Origin of the sequence: Burkholderia sp. 9777_1386 (genome assembly GCF_015712265.1) — a bacterium.
In the GTDB taxonomy this organism is placed as follows: Bacteria; Pseudomonadota; Gammaproteobacteria; order Burkholderiales; family Burkholderiaceae; genus Burkholderia; species Burkholderia cenocepacia.
Map to the genome: position 1 here is coordinate 1 of NZ_JACCQB010000041.1, position 15,579 is coordinate 15,579.

At 65.3% G+C, this 15,579-nt stretch carries 8 protein-coding genes and 3 pseudogenes; 6 read left to right on the forward strand and 5 right to left on the reverse strand.

Going from position 1 to position 15,579, the window contains the following annotated elements:
* Positions 1-115: 115 nt before the first annotated feature.
* From H0X91_RS35445 to H0X91_RS25420, 4 genes and pseudogenes are all read left to right on the forward strand, one after another.
* Positions 116-196: pseudogene (locus tag H0X91_RS35445) on the forward strand (antitoxin Xre/MbcA/ParS toxin-binding domain-containing protein); the annotation flags it as partial.
* 108 nt (positions 197-304) lie between these two features.
* Positions 305-535 (forward strand): helix-turn-helix domain-containing protein, encoded by a 231-nt coding sequence (locus H0X91_RS25410; protein WP_081066253.1) that lies wholly within the window; start codon positions 305-307, stop codon positions 533-535.
* Positions 536-1,491: 956 nt separating this feature from the next.
* On the forward strand, positions 1,492-1,719 hold the full coding sequence (locus H0X91_RS25415; RefSeq protein WP_006498880.1) for a DUF2945 domain-containing protein: 228 nt from the start codon (positions 1,492-1,494) through the stop codon (positions 1,717-1,719).
* On the forward strand, positions 1,716-2,276 hold the full coding sequence (locus H0X91_RS25420; protein WP_196433455.1) for a DUF488 domain-containing protein: 561 nt from the start codon (positions 1,716-1,718) through the stop codon (positions 2,274-2,276). The genes H0X91_RS25415 and H0X91_RS25420 overlap by 4 nt, the downstream gene beginning before the upstream one ends.
* An 18-nt stretch (positions 2,277-2,294) precedes the next feature.
* On the opposite strand, the gene H0X91_RS25425 is transcribed toward H0X91_RS25420, so the two are convergent.
* Genes H0X91_RS25425 through H0X91_RS25435 form a run of 3 tightly spaced genes read right to left on the reverse strand, consistent with a single transcriptional unit; the run spans position 2,295 to position 7,109 of the window.
* Complete coding sequence (locus tag H0X91_RS25425) at positions 2,295-3,467, reverse strand: HlyD family efflux transporter periplasmic adaptor subunit (protein WP_058903380.1); 1,173 nt, start codon at positions 3,465-3,467, stop codon at positions 2,295-2,297.
* Positions 3,464-5,683, reverse strand: coding sequence for a type I secretion system permease/ATPase (locus tag H0X91_RS25430; RefSeq protein ID WP_196433456.1), 2,220 nt, complete (start codon positions 5,681-5,683; stop codon positions 3,464-3,466). The genes H0X91_RS25425 and H0X91_RS25430 overlap by 4 nt, the downstream gene beginning before the upstream one ends.
* Positions 5,676-7,109, reverse strand: coding sequence for a TolC family protein (locus H0X91_RS25435; RefSeq protein WP_230205442.1), 1,434 nt, complete (start codon positions 7,107-7,109; stop codon positions 5,676-5,678). Before H0X91_RS25435 ends, H0X91_RS25430 begins: the two co-directional genes overlap by 8 nt.
* Here H0X91_RS25435 and H0X91_RS35345 point away from each other — a divergent pair.
* Positions 6,994-7,407, forward strand: coding sequence for a hypothetical protein (locus H0X91_RS35345; protein WP_241313397.1), 414 nt, complete (start codon positions 6,994-6,996; stop codon positions 7,405-7,407). The genes H0X91_RS25435 and H0X91_RS35345 overlap by 116 nt on opposite strands.
* Positions 7,408-7,619: 212 nt before the next feature.
* Here the strand turns inward: H0X91_RS35345 and adhA are convergent.
* Together adhA and H0X91_RS35450 are read right to left on the reverse strand one after the other, a co-directional pair.
* Positions 7,620-12,995, reverse strand: a pseudogene (adhA, locus tag H0X91_RS25440) (cable pilus-associated adhesin AdhA); the annotation flags it as partial.
* Positions 12,996-13,214: 219 nt separating this feature from the next.
* A pseudogene (locus H0X91_RS35450) lies at positions 13,215-13,457 on the reverse strand (BapA prefix-like domain-containing protein); the annotation flags it as partial.
* Positions 13,458-14,670: 1,213 nt separating this feature from the next.
* Between H0X91_RS35450 and H0X91_RS25445 the strand changes: the two are divergent.
* The gene (locus tag H0X91_RS25445) at positions 14,671-15,408 is read left to right on the forward strand and encodes a sulfite exporter TauE/SafE family protein (RefSeq protein WP_006490854.1); all 738 of its coding nucleotides are present in this window, start codon (positions 14,671-14,673) and stop codon (positions 15,406-15,408) included.
* Positions 15,409-15,579 lie beyond the last annotated feature (171 nt).

Here is a 15,579-nt window from a genome sequence, read left to right on the forward strand (position 1 = left end):
ATGCGAGCAGGGAGGCTCGCTTACGCGCCAAATTCACTGAATTGAGCGCCGATTCGCTTCGTCATCCAGAAAATTTGAAGCCATCTCGCCTGCAACTTCGGAAGTTGGTCCATTGATCAGCGTTTCCCTAACGGAACTGGGGGCGCGCCGTGTCGAAGAACTGCTATGGAAGCTATTCTACGGACTACCGGCATGAGAATATTCCGAATATCAGTAACCAGACGCCGGCCGCCATCGGGAACTTCGTGTTATCGGAACACGTCACCGACGCTCCGTATCCATCAAATCAACCAGTTCAGTCCGAATGAATCCAACACGCCTCCGTGATCAACTTTACACCTTGCGTAAGCGAGCCGGTTTGACTCAGACAGAACTGGCCGAGCTCCTACACATTGATCAATCGAATTTGTCTAAGATTGAGCGCGGCTCCCGGTCCCTCGACGTCTTTGGCTATATTGACTGGTGTCGCGCGTGCGGTGCATCCCCGACAGATTCATTGGCGGATCTGCTGGGGTCGACTAGCCTCGACACCTAGATCCGCCACCTCACCATCCAAGAGAATGCACAAACGCCTGCCCAGCAAGGTAGGCCGACGGCTCATTGTCCCCGCTCGCACCCATAGCTCGGACCTCACTTTTCTCCGGAAACAACGCACGAAGTTCTTCGAGCTTATGGTTCTTGGAAATTTAGCGTTGCTTGGGCACTTTCACAAAAAATACCCGCTACTCGCAAAAATTCAAGCTTAAACAAATCGTTTTCGTGTTAGTTCAACGTTAAATGCACTATGAGTTCAACGTCTCACGAGCAACCCTTCAGCAGAGCGTCGCCACATCATCGATTCGACGTCAAAAGTAAGTGAATCTCGACAAGTCCGGCCCGACTGTCGAGATGCGTCCAACTTGGAATTTTTTCGTTCAAGTTGAAACCGACCCTAGCCTGGGTCCACAAGACTGTCCCGTTTGGAAGTGGAAAATTCCGGCATGACGTTGTCATCGAGACCAGGAGAGCATGCCGGCACGCCGGCATGGGCGCTGCAACCTAGGAGACCAGGTCGTGGCAGGTGTGAAGAAAGACGCGACATCTTCATCACCGATAAGGTGCAACAGTTGCTTTGCCCCCGACAGCCCGACGTAACGCAGTTGCGATTCTCCGTGGGTCCGTTAGTGCCTGCCGCACCGACTTGCCGGTGAGTCATTTCGTCCCGGGATATCACCCCGATTCCTCCCACACATTGCTGTTCCGAACCCGGCTACCGCCGTACGGACATCGGACGTGAACTTTTTGCCGGCGTCTCGTCGGATATATGGCGTTACACAAGACACGCCGGCTTCCGCTCAAGCACATTCGCCCGGGTGGCGGAAATCGCGCTACTCTCGTTCACGCATCCAGTTTGTCCTGAATTCATCGATGTTCTGCCTCGCGGCCTCCGGCGCGCACCGCCAAGGCCGCGGACCGACCCACCGCGTATCGACACGAGGAGGCACACCCGGCATGACCACCCCATTCAGGCTGGGCGACCACGTCCGCTGGAATTCCGAGGCCGGCTACGTGACCGGCACGATCGTCGCGATCCATACCGCCGACTTCGACTACAAGGGGCATCGCCATCGCGCGTCGCCCGACGATCCGCAGTACGAGATCAAGAGCGACCGGACCGAGCACATCGCCGCGCATCGCGGCCGCGTGCTCGAACGCATCGCCGGCAAGGACGACGCATGACGCTCCCGTTCTACACGATCGGCCATTCGAACCGCACGCTCGACGCATTCGTCGACCTGCTCGATGCGGTCGAGATCACGCTGCTCGCGGACATCCGCAAGATGACGCGTTCGCGCACCAATCCGCAATTCAACGAAGCGACGCTGCCGGACGCGCTCGCCGCCGCCGACATCGCGTACGAACACATCGCCGAACTCGGCGGCCTGCGCGGCAAGTCGCGCGGCGTACCCGACGACGTCAACGGTTTCTGGACCAACCGCAGCTTTCACCGCTACGCGGACTATGCGCTGTCGCCGGCGTTTCATGCGGGCCTCGACCGGCTGATCGCGCAGGGGCACGAGCAGCGCTGCGCGATCATGTATTCGGAAGCCGTGTGGTGGCGCTGCCACCGGCGCATCGTGTCCGACTACCTGATCGCGCGCGGCGAAACGGTGCTGCACATCATGGGCCGCAACCGCGTGGAGCCCGCGCGGCTCACGGCCGGCGCCGTGATCCGGGACGACGGCACGATCGTGTATCCGGATGCCGAACGCAACGACTCGGCGTCGCACCCATGATCGTGCCGCGCCGGCGCGTTAGCGTTCGCGCAACGCCTCGGCTGCGCGGTTCAGCGGCTTGACCAGGTAGTCGAACACGGTGCGGCGCCCGGTGCGGATCTCCGCGGTGGCGACCATGCCCGGCAGGATCGGATGCCGCTTGCCGTCGCGGGTTTCCAGATACGCGTGCTGCGTGAGCACGTAGACGCGGTAGTAATACACGCGCCGGTCGACCTGGTCTTCGATCGTGTCGGGCGAAATCCGCTCGACCTTCGCCGGCAGCGACCCGTAGATCGACGACTCGAACGCCGTGATCTTCACGGTCGCCTCCTGCCCCGGATGAATGAATGCGATGTCGCGCGGGCTGAGGCGCGCCTCGATCAACAACTGGTCGTCGAGCGGCACGATCTCCATCAGCATGCCGCCCGGCGGAATCACCCCGCCGACCGTCGACACCCGGATGTCCTTCACGATGCCGCGCGCCGGCGCGCGAATCACGGTTCGCCGCAATTGATCGGCACGCCCTTCGCGAACCTTGAGCAGCGGCTCGAGATCGGCCATCGTCTTCGAATAGTCGGCTTTCAGCGCGACGTAGTATTCGCTCTGCGCCGCTGCGAGCTTCGTCGAGAATTCGGCGGCCTTCTGACGCAACCGGAGCACCTCGACCTCGTTGGTCGCGCCGGTTTTCAACAGCGGCAACGCAATCCGGAGCTCGTCCTCGGCGAGCCGCAACTGTTCGCGCAGGTTGGCGACGTTCTCGCGAAACGCGCGCCGGTTTGCGACGAACAGCTGACGCTCACGCCCGGTCACGGCCTTCTCGTTCGCCAGTTCCGCCGGGAATTCGATGCCGGGCAGGTCGTTCATCTCCGCATACAGCCGCGCGGCACGCCCCTGCAATGCGGTGATCCGTTCCAGCGTTTCCTCCATCGACGAGCGCGCGAGCACCGGATCGAGCGTCGCGAGCCGCTGGCCCGCGTCGACGACATCGCCTTCGCGCACCGCCAGTTCCAGCAGGATGCCGCCTTCGAGACTCTGGATGACCTGCCCTTTCGATGCCGGCGTGACCTTGGCTTCGCCGACCGCGACTTCGTCGAGGTTCGCGAACGCGGACCACACGAGGAAGATCGCCAGCGCAGCAACGATCAGCCACAGCATCCGCCGGGCGGGTGCCGCTTCGCGTGCGCGATGCGCCGACCACGGAAAATCGCTCATCGTGCCTCTCCCGCCATCTGCGCCGGCAACGGGCTCGACTCGCCAGCCGGCGCGCGCGAAGCCGCCGCCGGCTCCGGCGTGCCGGCACCGCGTAGCGCTGCCAGCACCTCGTCTTTCGGACCGTCACGCACCACGCGCCCGCCATCGAGCACGATGATGCGATCGACGATCGACAGCACCGGATAACGATGCGTCGCGACGATCAACGTGCGATGGCCGAGCCACTGCCGCAGGCGCTCGACGATCGCGCGCTCGGTCGCCTCGTCGAGCGACGCGGTCGGCTCGTCGAGCAGCAACACGTTCGGTGCACGCAGAATCACGCGGGCCAGCATCAGCGCCTGCTTCTGGCCGCCGGACAGGCCGAGGCCGCTTTCGCGCAGTTTCAGGTCGAGGCCGTGCGGCTGCCGCAACAGCAACTGGTCCGCGCAGGCGACCTTCATCGCCGCGAGCATCGCATCGTCGGTAGCGAGCGGATTCGCGATCAGCAGGTTCTCTCGCAGCGTGCCGTAGAAGAGACTCGATTCCTGCAGCAGCATCCCGACGTCGCGACGGACGTCAGCGACGTCGATCAGCGGCAGTGGCGTGTCGTTGAACAGGATGCGCCCCTGCACCGGCGTCGCGAGTCCGCCGAGCAGCCGCAGCAGCGTCGATTTGCCCGCACCGACCCGGCCGAGAATCGCGATCCGCTCGCCCGGCTCGATCGACAGATTCGGAATACCGAGCACCGGCTTTGCCTGCGGATCGAAGCTGTATCCGACCTGCTCGAAGCGATATCGGCCGACGAGCGCCGGCTTGTGATACGCATCGACCGCCGGATCATGATCGACCGGCAGCGCGAGCAGGTTGTCGAGCCCCTTCTTGCCCGCGCGTACGTTCTGGATGCGCGACAGCACGGCGGGAATCTGGCCCAGCGGGGCGATCGTGCGGCTCGTCAGGATGGAACAGGCCAGCACGGCGCCGAACGACAGGCTCGCGTCCAGGATGCCGTACACGCCGGCGACCAGTACGCCGGCGTACGCAAGCTGCTGCACCGTCTGCGCGAGATTGACCAGCAGACCGGCCAGCCGGCGTTGTTGCAAGCCGATATCGGCATTCACGCGATTCGTCCGCGCCCACAGCTGCCGGAATCGCGGCTCCGCCTGCAACGCCTTGATGTCCTCCGCGCGATAGATGGCCTCCATCAGGATCGCGTTGCGCAGCGCCGATTCCTCGAGCCCCTGGTTCGACAGCTTCGCCAGCGGGATTTGCGCGAGCACGCCCGGCAGGATCAGCAGCGGGATCGCCGCGAGCGGCACGAACGCGAGCGGCCCGCCGAGCAGCCAGATGATGAACAGGAACGTGATGACGAACGGGATGTCGATCAGCACGCCCATCGTGCTCGACGTCAGCAGTTCGCGCAGCTGTTCGAGGTCGCGAAGCTGGGCGACCAGCGTGCCCGGCGAGCGCGGCCGCGCGTCGTTGCGGATGTCGAGCACGCGCGCGAAGAACATCGCGGACAGCTTGAGATCCGCCTGCTTGCCGAAATGATCGGCGATCGATACGCGGGCGGTACGCAGCAGCAGTTCCAGCGCGAGCGCGAGCACGACGCCTGAAGCCAGCACCCACAGCGTGTGCGTCGCCCGCGCCGGGACCACACGATCCCACACCTGCATCGCGAACAGCGACGTCGCGATCGCGAGCAGATTGCCGAACAGCGAGCCGGCACCGAGATCGAGCAATACCTTCCATTGCGCCGAGAACAGATCGTGCAGCCAGGTGTCGGGTTTGGCGGACAGGTAGCTGTCGACGCGTTCGTCACGCCGCGCGACCCGCTCGTGGACGATCAACATCCGGGCCGGCCACGCCGGCGTCGACGCGTCCAGATCGATCGCGCGTTCGACCGGCTTGCCGTCGAAGACGAACTGGACGACCGCACGCTCCGCCGCGACCGATACGATCACGCCGACATGCGCATCGTCGAACACGGCGAGCGCCGGCAGCATCGCCGGCGTGAGCCGTGCCGGCGGCAACGCGACGAACTGCGCGGCCAGGCCCACGGACGCGGCGACTTCGATGACGGCGGCGTCCGGCTCCGCGACGCTCGCCCACGACGCCGCGCCACGGACCTGCTCGGGCGAAACGGCGAGACCGAGATGCCGTGCCGCGAAAATCAGCGGGTCGGTCCAGCGCGCGATATCGGCGCCGGCATCGCGCCCGGCGCGAAACGCATCATTCATGACGACTCCCCTCGTGTTCGCGCAGCAATTCGACGAATTTGCCGACTGCCACGTATGCCTTGATGCGCGCGATCGCGCCGTCGGCCAGTGCGTTGATCGCCTCGACTTCCGATTCGAAGATGTCGCGCTCCGGATTCACGACGTCGGTCAACGTACGCTTGTTCAGGATGTATTCCTGCCAGTACAGGTCGCGCGACGCGCGCGACAGCGCGGTCACTTTCTCGTAGCTGTTCAGGCGCGCGGCCGCGCCGGACGCTTCGATTTCCGCCGACTTGAGCGCGCTGCGCGTGACGAGCCGCCGGTTCTCGAGGCTTTCGCGGTTCGCGCGCAGTTCGGCTTCGGCGGCCGCGATCTGGTGTTTCGCCAGGCCGCCGAGCGAGTAGTTGCCGCTCACCGCGAAACCGATCCATGTGTCGTTGGTCGCGTTCGGGCGGCCGCTCGATATCGAACGGCTCGCGCCGATACCGATCGACGGAAAGCGTTCCGCCTGCGCGACCCGCACGCGCGCATCGGCCGCATCGACGGCCGCCGCCGCGGCAAGCACCGACGGCGTGCGTTCGATGTCGCCGCCGGCGTGGCCGAGATCGCCGACGAAATCGACCGTGCCGCCGAGGGGCGCCACGCGCCGCGGGCGGGCGCCGATCAGTTCGGTGAGCTTCGCGGCGGCGACGTCGAAGCGCGTGTTGGCCTTCAGCACTTCCGCCTGTGCATGCAGGATCGCCAGTTCGACCAGATTGCGGTCCGACGAAACCGACAGTCCGGCCCGCACGCGATCGAGAATCTTCGTGCGCGTGTCGCTCAGCGCGGCGACCTGGCGCCGCGCGGCGGCGACGACGTCCTGGCTCGCGGCCAGTTCGATGAACGTCGACGCCGTCTGATACGCAACCGTCTCGATCGTGTCGGCCAACTGGTACTGCTTCTGGCTGCGCGTCGAGTCCGCCGCGGAAATCCGGCCCGACGTACGGCCGAAGTCGTACAGCAACTGCGACACGCCGATCGAGGCGCGCGTGCCGGTGCGGTTGCCGTTGCTGCCGAAACTGCCGCCATAGCCGGGGCGCACGCCATAGTCGATCTTCGGGTACCAGGCCGCTTTCGCGACCTCGACCTCCGACAGGCTTTGCGCCACTTCCGCATGCGCGCGACCGATGTCCGGATGGCGCGCGATCGCGACGCCGACCGCGTCGCGCAGCGTCAGGCGATCGAGCGCGATGCGCAGCGTTTCGCCCGATGCGCCGGCGGAATCCTCTGCAACCTCGGGATCCGCTGCGTGCGCGGCGGCGGGCGTGTCGAATGCGTCCGGCAGATCCGGCGTGATCGTCGTCACCCCGTCGTGCGGCAACGGCACCGGTGATGGCAGGTCGCCCGGCGCCATCGCGCGGGACAGGTTCGCGAGGACGATGCGCCGTGCCGGGTCCGCAGGCGGCAATGGCGGCGCCAGGCGCCGGCGCGGGGCGGCAGCGGCGGCGGCGGGCATGCCGGCCGGCAACGGCACGAACGACGGCGCCATCGCGGTGTGCATCGCCGGAGCGGCACCCCGGGGAGACCCCGGCGGCAACGAACGCGCGGGAGATGCCGCGGCAGCCTGGGCCGCAGGAGCCGGCACGCGGACCGCGGTCTCGAACGAATCGGTCAGTCGGCCGCTCGGCAGCGGCGACGACGATGACGCGAACGCCACCGAGGCGATATCGAACAGCGCGATCGCGAACAACACATGGCCTGGATGAAAAACGGCACGCGCCGCGCGAGCGGCGCGACGCACTGTGAATCTGGAGCAAGCGGTTGTCTTGAGCATCATCGGGACGCCGGCGGCGAGCCGTCCGGCAAAGCTGGCCCCGCGCATGACGCGGGAACGGATATGCGTCGGGCGAGCCCGCGTCGCGATGCGAACGGGCCTACCGTGTCGGGGAGGCAGGCCGGCCTCCCCGGGGCGCTGCGGTCAGACGATGATCTGATGGTTCGCGAGCAGGCTCTCCAGGTTGGTCGTCACGTTGTTCAGCGTGACGAGGGTTTCGGAACCGAACGCCGTCCCGGCGCCGTCGCGGTCGATGCTGATCACCGTATCGGCGCCGACGTTCGTCACCGACAGGAACTGCCCGATCGTGTCGCCCGCATCGATCGCGGGCACGCCGTCCACGTAGTGCGCGGGCCCGTCCGCGTCGGCCGTGTAGCCGACCAGCAGCTTCGACAGATCGATCTTGTCGCCGCTCGTATCGGTGGGGCCGCTTGCCAGCTGGAAGTCGGTGATGACGTCATGGCCGTTGCCGCCGGTGTTGTCCGCGCCGACGACTTCCCACAGGAACACGTCGGTGCCGGCGCCGCCCGTCAGCGTGTCGTTACCGGCGCCGCCGATCAGGATATCGTTGCCGTTGCCGCCGTTCAGCGTGTCGTTGCCGGCGCCGCCGCGCAGCAGGTCATTGCCGTCGCCGCCGTTCAGCACGTCGTCGCCGCCATAGCCGTACAGTCGGTCGTTGCCGGACGTGCCCGTGACGGTGTCGCTGCCCGACGTCCCCTCGATGATCGACGCCGACTGCGTCGAGCCGAGCAGGCTCGCGTTCAGCAACTGACCGGCGGTGGCCGATGCGGACAGCCCTGTCTTGTCGGTCGCGGAGATCGTCACGCTGTCGAGCGCGCTGATGCTGATCAGCCCGCCGTTCAGCGTGATCGAACCGAGAAACTCGTTGAGCCTCAGGTTGTCGATCGGGCCGCCGTCGGTCGCCGTGATCGTCAGGTCGGACGACGGCCCGATGATGCCGAGGATTCCGGGGTTGTTGACGACGTTGAAGTGCAGCCCCAGTTCGTTCGCCAGCGCCTGATTCGCGTTGAATTGCAGCGCGCCGAGGCCGAGCAATCCGCCGTAGTGCAGCGTCACGTGATCGAGGTTGTTGTTGTAGTCCGATGCGGAGAACGCCTGCTGCGTGCTGAAATCGATCAGGTTGAGCAGGTTCGCGCCGACGATCCCGAGCAGGTTCCCGGATGCCTGCGCCGATACGACCGGTGCGACATTCGGATCGATCGTGAAAAGCTGCGACGTCGTCGGGCCGAGGTTGCCGGCGGCATCGACCACGCGCACCGTCGCCGTGTAGTTCGCCGCGGACAACACGCCCGGCGTGTACCAGGTCCAGTTCGTGCCGTTGACGGTCGCGTTGGTCCAGTGGGCGCCGCCGTCGAGGCTGACCTGGACGACCTCGCCCGCACCGAGCGCAGCATTCAGCGTGCCGCTCAGGGTCGGGGTCGTGTCGCCGGTGATCCAGTCGTTGGGCACGCCGGTGTTGTCGGTCAGGGTCGTCAGCGTGGCCGTCGCAGTCGGTGCGGTCGTATCGACCGTGATCGCGAATGCCGTGCTCGGGGGGCTCACGTTGCCGGCCGTGTCCGTGGCAGTCACCGTAATCGAGTGCGCGCCCTCTCCCAAACCCGTGGTCGGCGTGAACGTCCAGTTTCCGGACGGGTCTGCTGTCGTCGTACCCAACAACGTCGTGCCGTCATAGACGCTCACCGTGCTGCCTGCTTCCGCTGTACCGGCAAGCGTCGGGGTCGTGTCGTCCGTCGTCGCGCCAGTCGTCAGCAGACCAACGATCGAGCCAACGTCGTCGGTCACGGTGCCGATGATCGGCGCGGCCGGCGCCGTCAGGTCTGCAACCGTTACCGACGCGGACGGGCCGGTGTTGCCAGCCGCGTCCGCGGCGGTCACGCCGATCACCGTACCGATCGGCAGCGGGCTCGATGGTGTGTACGTCCACGCGCCACTCGGGTCGGCCGTCACGGTGGCGTCCGGCGTGCCGTCACCGTTCGTATCGATATTGACCGTCGCGCCCGCTTCCGCCGTACCCGACAGCGACGTACCATCGGTCGCGTTCACAGTCGGTAATGCAGGAGCCGTCGTATCGATCGTCAGATCGAAGGTCGTGCTCGGGGGGCTCACGTTGCCGGCCGTGTCCGTGGCAGTCACCGTAATCGAGTGCGCGCCCTCTCCCAAACCCGTGGTCGGCGTGAACGTCCAGTTTCCGGACGGGTCTGCTGTCGTCGTACCCAACAACGTCGTGCCGTCATAGACGCTCACCGTGCTACCCGCTTCCGCTGTACCGGCAAGCGTCGGGGTCGTGTCGTCCGTCGTTGCGCCAGTCGTCAGCAGGCCGACGGTCGAACCAACGTCGTCCGTGACGCTAACAACGATCGGGGCCGCAGGCGCCGTCGTGTCGCCCGTCACCGTCACCGACGCAGACGGGCCCGTATTGCCCGCCGCGTCGGTAGCAGTCACGCCGATCACCGTACCAGCCGGCAGCGGAGTCGAGGGCGTGTACGTCCAGACGCCGCTCGGATCAGCCGTTACGGTCGCATCCGGCGTGCCGTCGCCGTTCGTATCGATGTTGACCGTTGCGCCCGCTTCGGCCGTACCCGACAACGACGTACCGTCGGTCGCATTCACCGTCGGCGACGCAGGAGCCGTCGTATCGATCGTCAGGTTGAAGGCCGTGCTCGGAACACTCACATTGCCGGCCGTGTCCGTGGCGGTGACGGTCAGGCTGTGTGCACCCTCACCCAGTGCGGTAGTCGGCGTGAACGTCCAGTTTCCGGACGGATCTGCCGTCGTCGTGCCCAGCAACGTCGTGCCGTCATACACGCTCACCGTGCTGCCTGCTTCCGCTGTACCGCTCAATGTCGGCGTCGCGTCATCAGTACTGCCTCCGGAAATGATCGCACCAACAACAGAGCCTACGTCGTCCGTCACCGTACCGATGACCGGCGCACCCGGTGCCGTCGTATCGCCCGTCACCGTTACCGAAGCAGACGGGCCCGTATTGCCCGCCGCATCGGTGGCCGTCACGCCGATCACCGTACCAGCCGGCAGCGGGGTCGAGGGCGTGTACGTCCACGCGCCGCTCGGGTCAGCCGTTACGGTCGCATCCGGCGTGCCGTCGCCGTTCGTATCGATGTTGACCGTTGCGCCCGCTTCGGCCGTACCCGACAACGACGTACCGTCGGTCGCATTCACCGTCGGTAATGCAGGAGCCGTCGTATCGATCGTCAGGTCGAAGGCCGTGCTCGGGGTGCTCACGTTGCCGGCCGTGTCCGTGGCAGTCACCGTAATCGAGTGCGCGCCCTCTCCCAAACCCGTGGCCGGCGTGAACGTCCAGTTTCCGGACGGATCTGCCGTCGTCGTGCCCAGCAACGTCGTGCCGTCATACACGCTCACCGTGCTCCCTGCTTCCGCCGTACCGGCAAGCGTCGGGGTCGTGTCGTCCGTCGTCGCGCCAGTCGTCAGCAGGCCAACGATCGAGCCAACGTCGTCCGTGACACTAACAACGATCGGTGCGGTCGGCGCCGTCGTGTCGCCCGTCACCGTTACCGAGGCAAACGGGCCCGTATTGCCCGCCGCATCGGTAGCAGTCACGCCGATCACCGTACCAGCCGGCAGCGGGGTCGACGGCGTGTACGTCCACGCGCCGCTCGGGTCGGCTGTTACGGTGGCGTCCGGCGTGCCGTCGCCGTTCGTATCGATGTTGACCGTCGCGCCCGCTTCCGCCGTGCCCGACAGCGACGTACCGTCCGTCGCGTTCACCGTGGGTAATGCAGGAGCCGTCGTATCGATCGTCAGGTCGAAGGCCGTGCTCGGAACACTCACGTTGCCGGCCGTGTCCGTGGCAGTCACCGTAATCGAGTGCGCGCCCTCTCCCAAACCCGTGGTCGGCGTGAACGTCCAGTTTCCGGACGGATCTGCCGTCGTCGTACCCAACAACGTCGTGCCGTCATACACGCTCACCGTGCTGCCCGCTTCCGCTGTGCCGCTCAATGTCGGCGTCGCGTCATCAGTACTGCCTCCGGAAATGATCGCACCAACAACAGAGCCTACGTCGTCCGTCACCGTACCGATGACCGGCGCACCCGGTGCCGTCGTGTCGCCCGTCACCGTTACCGATGCAGACGGGCCCGTATTGCCCGCCGCGTCCGTGGCCGTCACGCCAATCACCGTGCCAGCCGGCAGCGGGGTCGAGGGCGTGTACGTCCACGCGCCGCTGGGGTCGGCTGTTACGGTGGCATCCGGCGTGCCGTCGCCGTTCGTATCGATGTTGACCGTTGCACCCGCTTCGGCCGTGCCCGACAACGACGTACCGTCCGTCGTGTCCACTGTCGGAATCGACGGAGCTGTCGTATCGATCGTCAGGTTGAAGGCCGTACTCGGAACACTCACATTACCGGCCGTATCCGTTGCGGTGACGGTCAGGCTGTGCGCGCCCTCTCCCAAACCCGTGGTCGGCGTGAACGTCCAGTTTCCGGACGGATCTGCCGTCGTCGTGCCCAGCAACGTCGTGCCGTCATACACGCTCACTGTGCTGCCTGCCTCCGCTGTACCGCTCAATGTCGGCGTCGCGTCATCAGTACTGCCGCCGGAAATGATCGCACCAACAACAGAACCCACGTCATCCGTCACGGTGCCGATGACCGGCGCACCCGGTGCCGTCGTGTCACCCGTCACCGTTACCGAGGCAGACGGGCCCGTGTTGCCTGCCGCATCGGTGGCCGTCACGCCGATCACCGTACCAGCCGGCAGCGGGGTCGAGGGCGTGTACGTCCACGCGCCGCTCGGGTCGGCTGTCACGGTGGCGTCCGGCGTGCCGTCGCCGTTCGTATCGATGTTGACCGTTGCGCCCACTTCGGCCGTGCCCGACAGCGATGTACCGTCCGTCGCGTTCACCGTGGGCAGCGCGGGAGCCGTCGTATCGATCGTCAGCTCGAAGGCCGCGCTCGGGGTGCTCACGTTGCCGGCCGCATCTGTCGCAGTCACCGTAATCGAGTGCGCGCCCTCGCCCAAACCCGTGGTCGGCGTAAATGTCCACTTCCCGGACGAATCCGCTGTCGTCGTTCCCAGCAGCGTCGTGCCGTCATACACGCTCACCCTGCTACCCGCTTCCGCGGTACCGCCGAGCGTCGGCGTCGTATCGCTCGTCGCACCGCCGATCGTCACCGGATGTTGTGCATCGTCGCTGACGGCCGTAATCGCAGGCGTTTCCGGCACGATCGTATCCACCACGATCCCCACCGTGCTCAGCTCGCTCGTATTGCCGCTACTGTCGGTCTGCGTCACGGTGATCTGATGGGCGCCCTCCGGCAACGTACCGGCCGTGTACGACCAGCGCCCGTTCGCGTCCGCAGTCACCGCACCGATCGTCTGACCATCGACCTGGATCGTCACCGTCGTGTTCGGCTGAGCGCCCGAACCCGCGATCGTCGGCGACGCCCGCCCCGTGACGATATTGCCGTTGCCGTCGATCGACTGCCCATCGATCGAATCGATCGCCAGTCGCGCCGGCCCGGTCGGCGTTCCTCCGCCACTGGCGCCGCTACCGCCGTCATCCCCACCGCCGCCGCTGGCCGCGGCTGCCGCAATGCCGCCGGCCGCGGCGACGCCGCCGAGTATTCCGAGCAGCGCACCGGTCGACAACCCGTCGCCGATCGGCGCATAAGTGAGCGCCGCATCGACGATGCCATCGCCGGTCGCCTGCAGTGCGGGGCCGAACTGCACAAGAAATCGCCCGTCGTCCTGAACGAAGACGAGATTGTGATAATCCGCGCCGTTCTCGAAGAACGCCTGAACGCGCACTGTTCGGCCGTCCTTGAATTCGACGACCAGGTCGTTCCCCGAACGCGCATAGTTGGCCACGTCCTCCTTGTGGGCCGACAGCAGAAAATTCGCCGGGCCACCCGGCGACGCGACGACCTGCGAACCGTTGGCGACCGGAACATCGACGTGATTGCTCAAGACCGACGAGGAAACCATTGCCCGACTCCTTGTAGATGGATGTGACAAAAGCTGGCCCGTCGATGACAGGCAAACGTTCAACCAAACAGGCGCGACGGAGCACGACGCGAATTCGCGCCGCTGCAAACCGGGTATCCGGCTCGCGCGGGACGCAACGAGCCGCTAGCCCGCCCGAGGCGGCCTATGCCGGAAAAGGAAAAATGGAGCCGGGGCTGCTACGGAATCAGGGATGAGTCCAGACGGCCGGAACAGCCGTTCGCCCTGCGTGCCGGGAAATGGCCCAATACAACGCGCCAGTCCGACGGACATACGTGTTTGATGGCCCTCGCGCCGCGGGTGTTGTCCACGCGGCGATTTTTTGTTTGATATTGGATCTGCATTTCTACCGCCCTCGCCATATTAGTTATTTCCTTTTATCGCGAATCATCAACAATTCGCTTGATCAGGGCGAATTGCCGCGGTGCACCATCACTCTCTCTATGTACCGCTCGTGCCTGCGTTTAGATTACACCGGTCTTTCACGTACATGATTGCACTCCACTGGCACTTTTACAAATATTTTCAGCCTTTCTTTCGCATATTTCCCGCCGCTTATAAAAACATAAACAATTGTCTGGATTGGTTCACCTTATTCGCTGTCGTGACAATGATTCACCGCGATACGGGTTATCCCGGAAAGCACCGCTGGAACCGAATGTTTTCGGCCCAGCCGGTGCGACAAGGCGCATGCACGCACGCTCGCACCCAACGCTGCAGGATGAAAAATGAAATCGAACCTCAGCATACAACTATATTGAGATCGAGCATTTCGACACGTCGGATCCTGCCAAAAACCTCTTCGACGACAAGGATTTTCGCAAGACGCTTCTCTCTTCCCGACATTCACTCAAAAACTTCCGACATCCGGGCGCTTCCGACCCCAGCATCCGTTTCTGCATGGATGCCCGGAATCCAATTCAACCTTCACCGCAACCCTGTCCGCTCATACCAAAAAAACCGTCTCCCGAAAACCACACCCGATGAATCCAGAAACGAAATAAACGACCTGGTCTTTATTAATTGAATCGTCGCCGCAGACAATCGATGCTCATTTCGTCCGCGTCCTGGCCGCCATCGGCACGCCGCGTATCGTGCGTGCATCGGCCGCGGTCCTGAATTACCATCGTGCATCCCCGCCCGGCAAGCTTGGCCGTTCGCGGTTCAAGGTCGGAATATCCCGGATCCATCGATCGTGCTCGCCCTCATCATCCTCGCCGGCCTGTGGGCCGGCCTGCAGAACGCTCTCGCCGGCGGCGGCTCGTTCGTCACGCTGCCCGCGCTGATCGTGTCGGGGATGTCGCCGCTCGCGGCCAACATCACGTCGACGGTCGCACTGTTCCCCGGCCAGGTCACGACGGGCTGGGCGAGCCGGAACATGGTGAGCGGCGTGGGCAGGCTGCCGTTTCGCGCGCTGTTCGCGATCAGCGTGGTCGGCGGCGCGCTCGGCGGGCTGCTGTTGCTGAAGACGCCTTCGTCGATCTTCTCGCGCCTCGTCCCGTGGCTCGTGCTGTTCGCGACGATCGTGTTCGCATGGGGCAGCTTCTTTCGCAAGCCGGGCGCGGGCACGCAACATCTCGGCCCTGTCGCGGCCGGGGCCTCGCAGTTCCTGATCGCGATCTACGGCGGCTACTTCGGCGGCGGCATCGGGTTCCTGATGATGGCCGCGCTGACGATGGCCGGCCTGCCGCCGCGTCGCGCGATGTCGACCAAGAACGCGCTCGCGGGCGTGATGAATGCGTCGGCGGTCGTGCTGTTCCTCACCTCGCCGCACCTTCACTGGCGCGCGGCGATCGCACTCGGCGGCGGCGCCATCGTCGGCGGCCTGCTCGGCGCATGGGCGCTGCATCGCGTCAACGAACGCGTGCTGCGAATCGCGATCGTCTGCATCGGCGTGCTGCTGACCATCGGGTTGTTCGTCAAACCGATCTGACCCACGCCCACGCCTGCCGCGATCGCGGCAATTGATGAGCAAACCGCAAGACGTCTTTCGCATATCTCGTTTGCCGTCACGGCGGTGTCCGCCGACAATCCGGTTTGTCGCCATCATCGCCCTCTCGCGGGCACCGACCGGCACACCGTGGCCGCCATTTCGATTCACCGC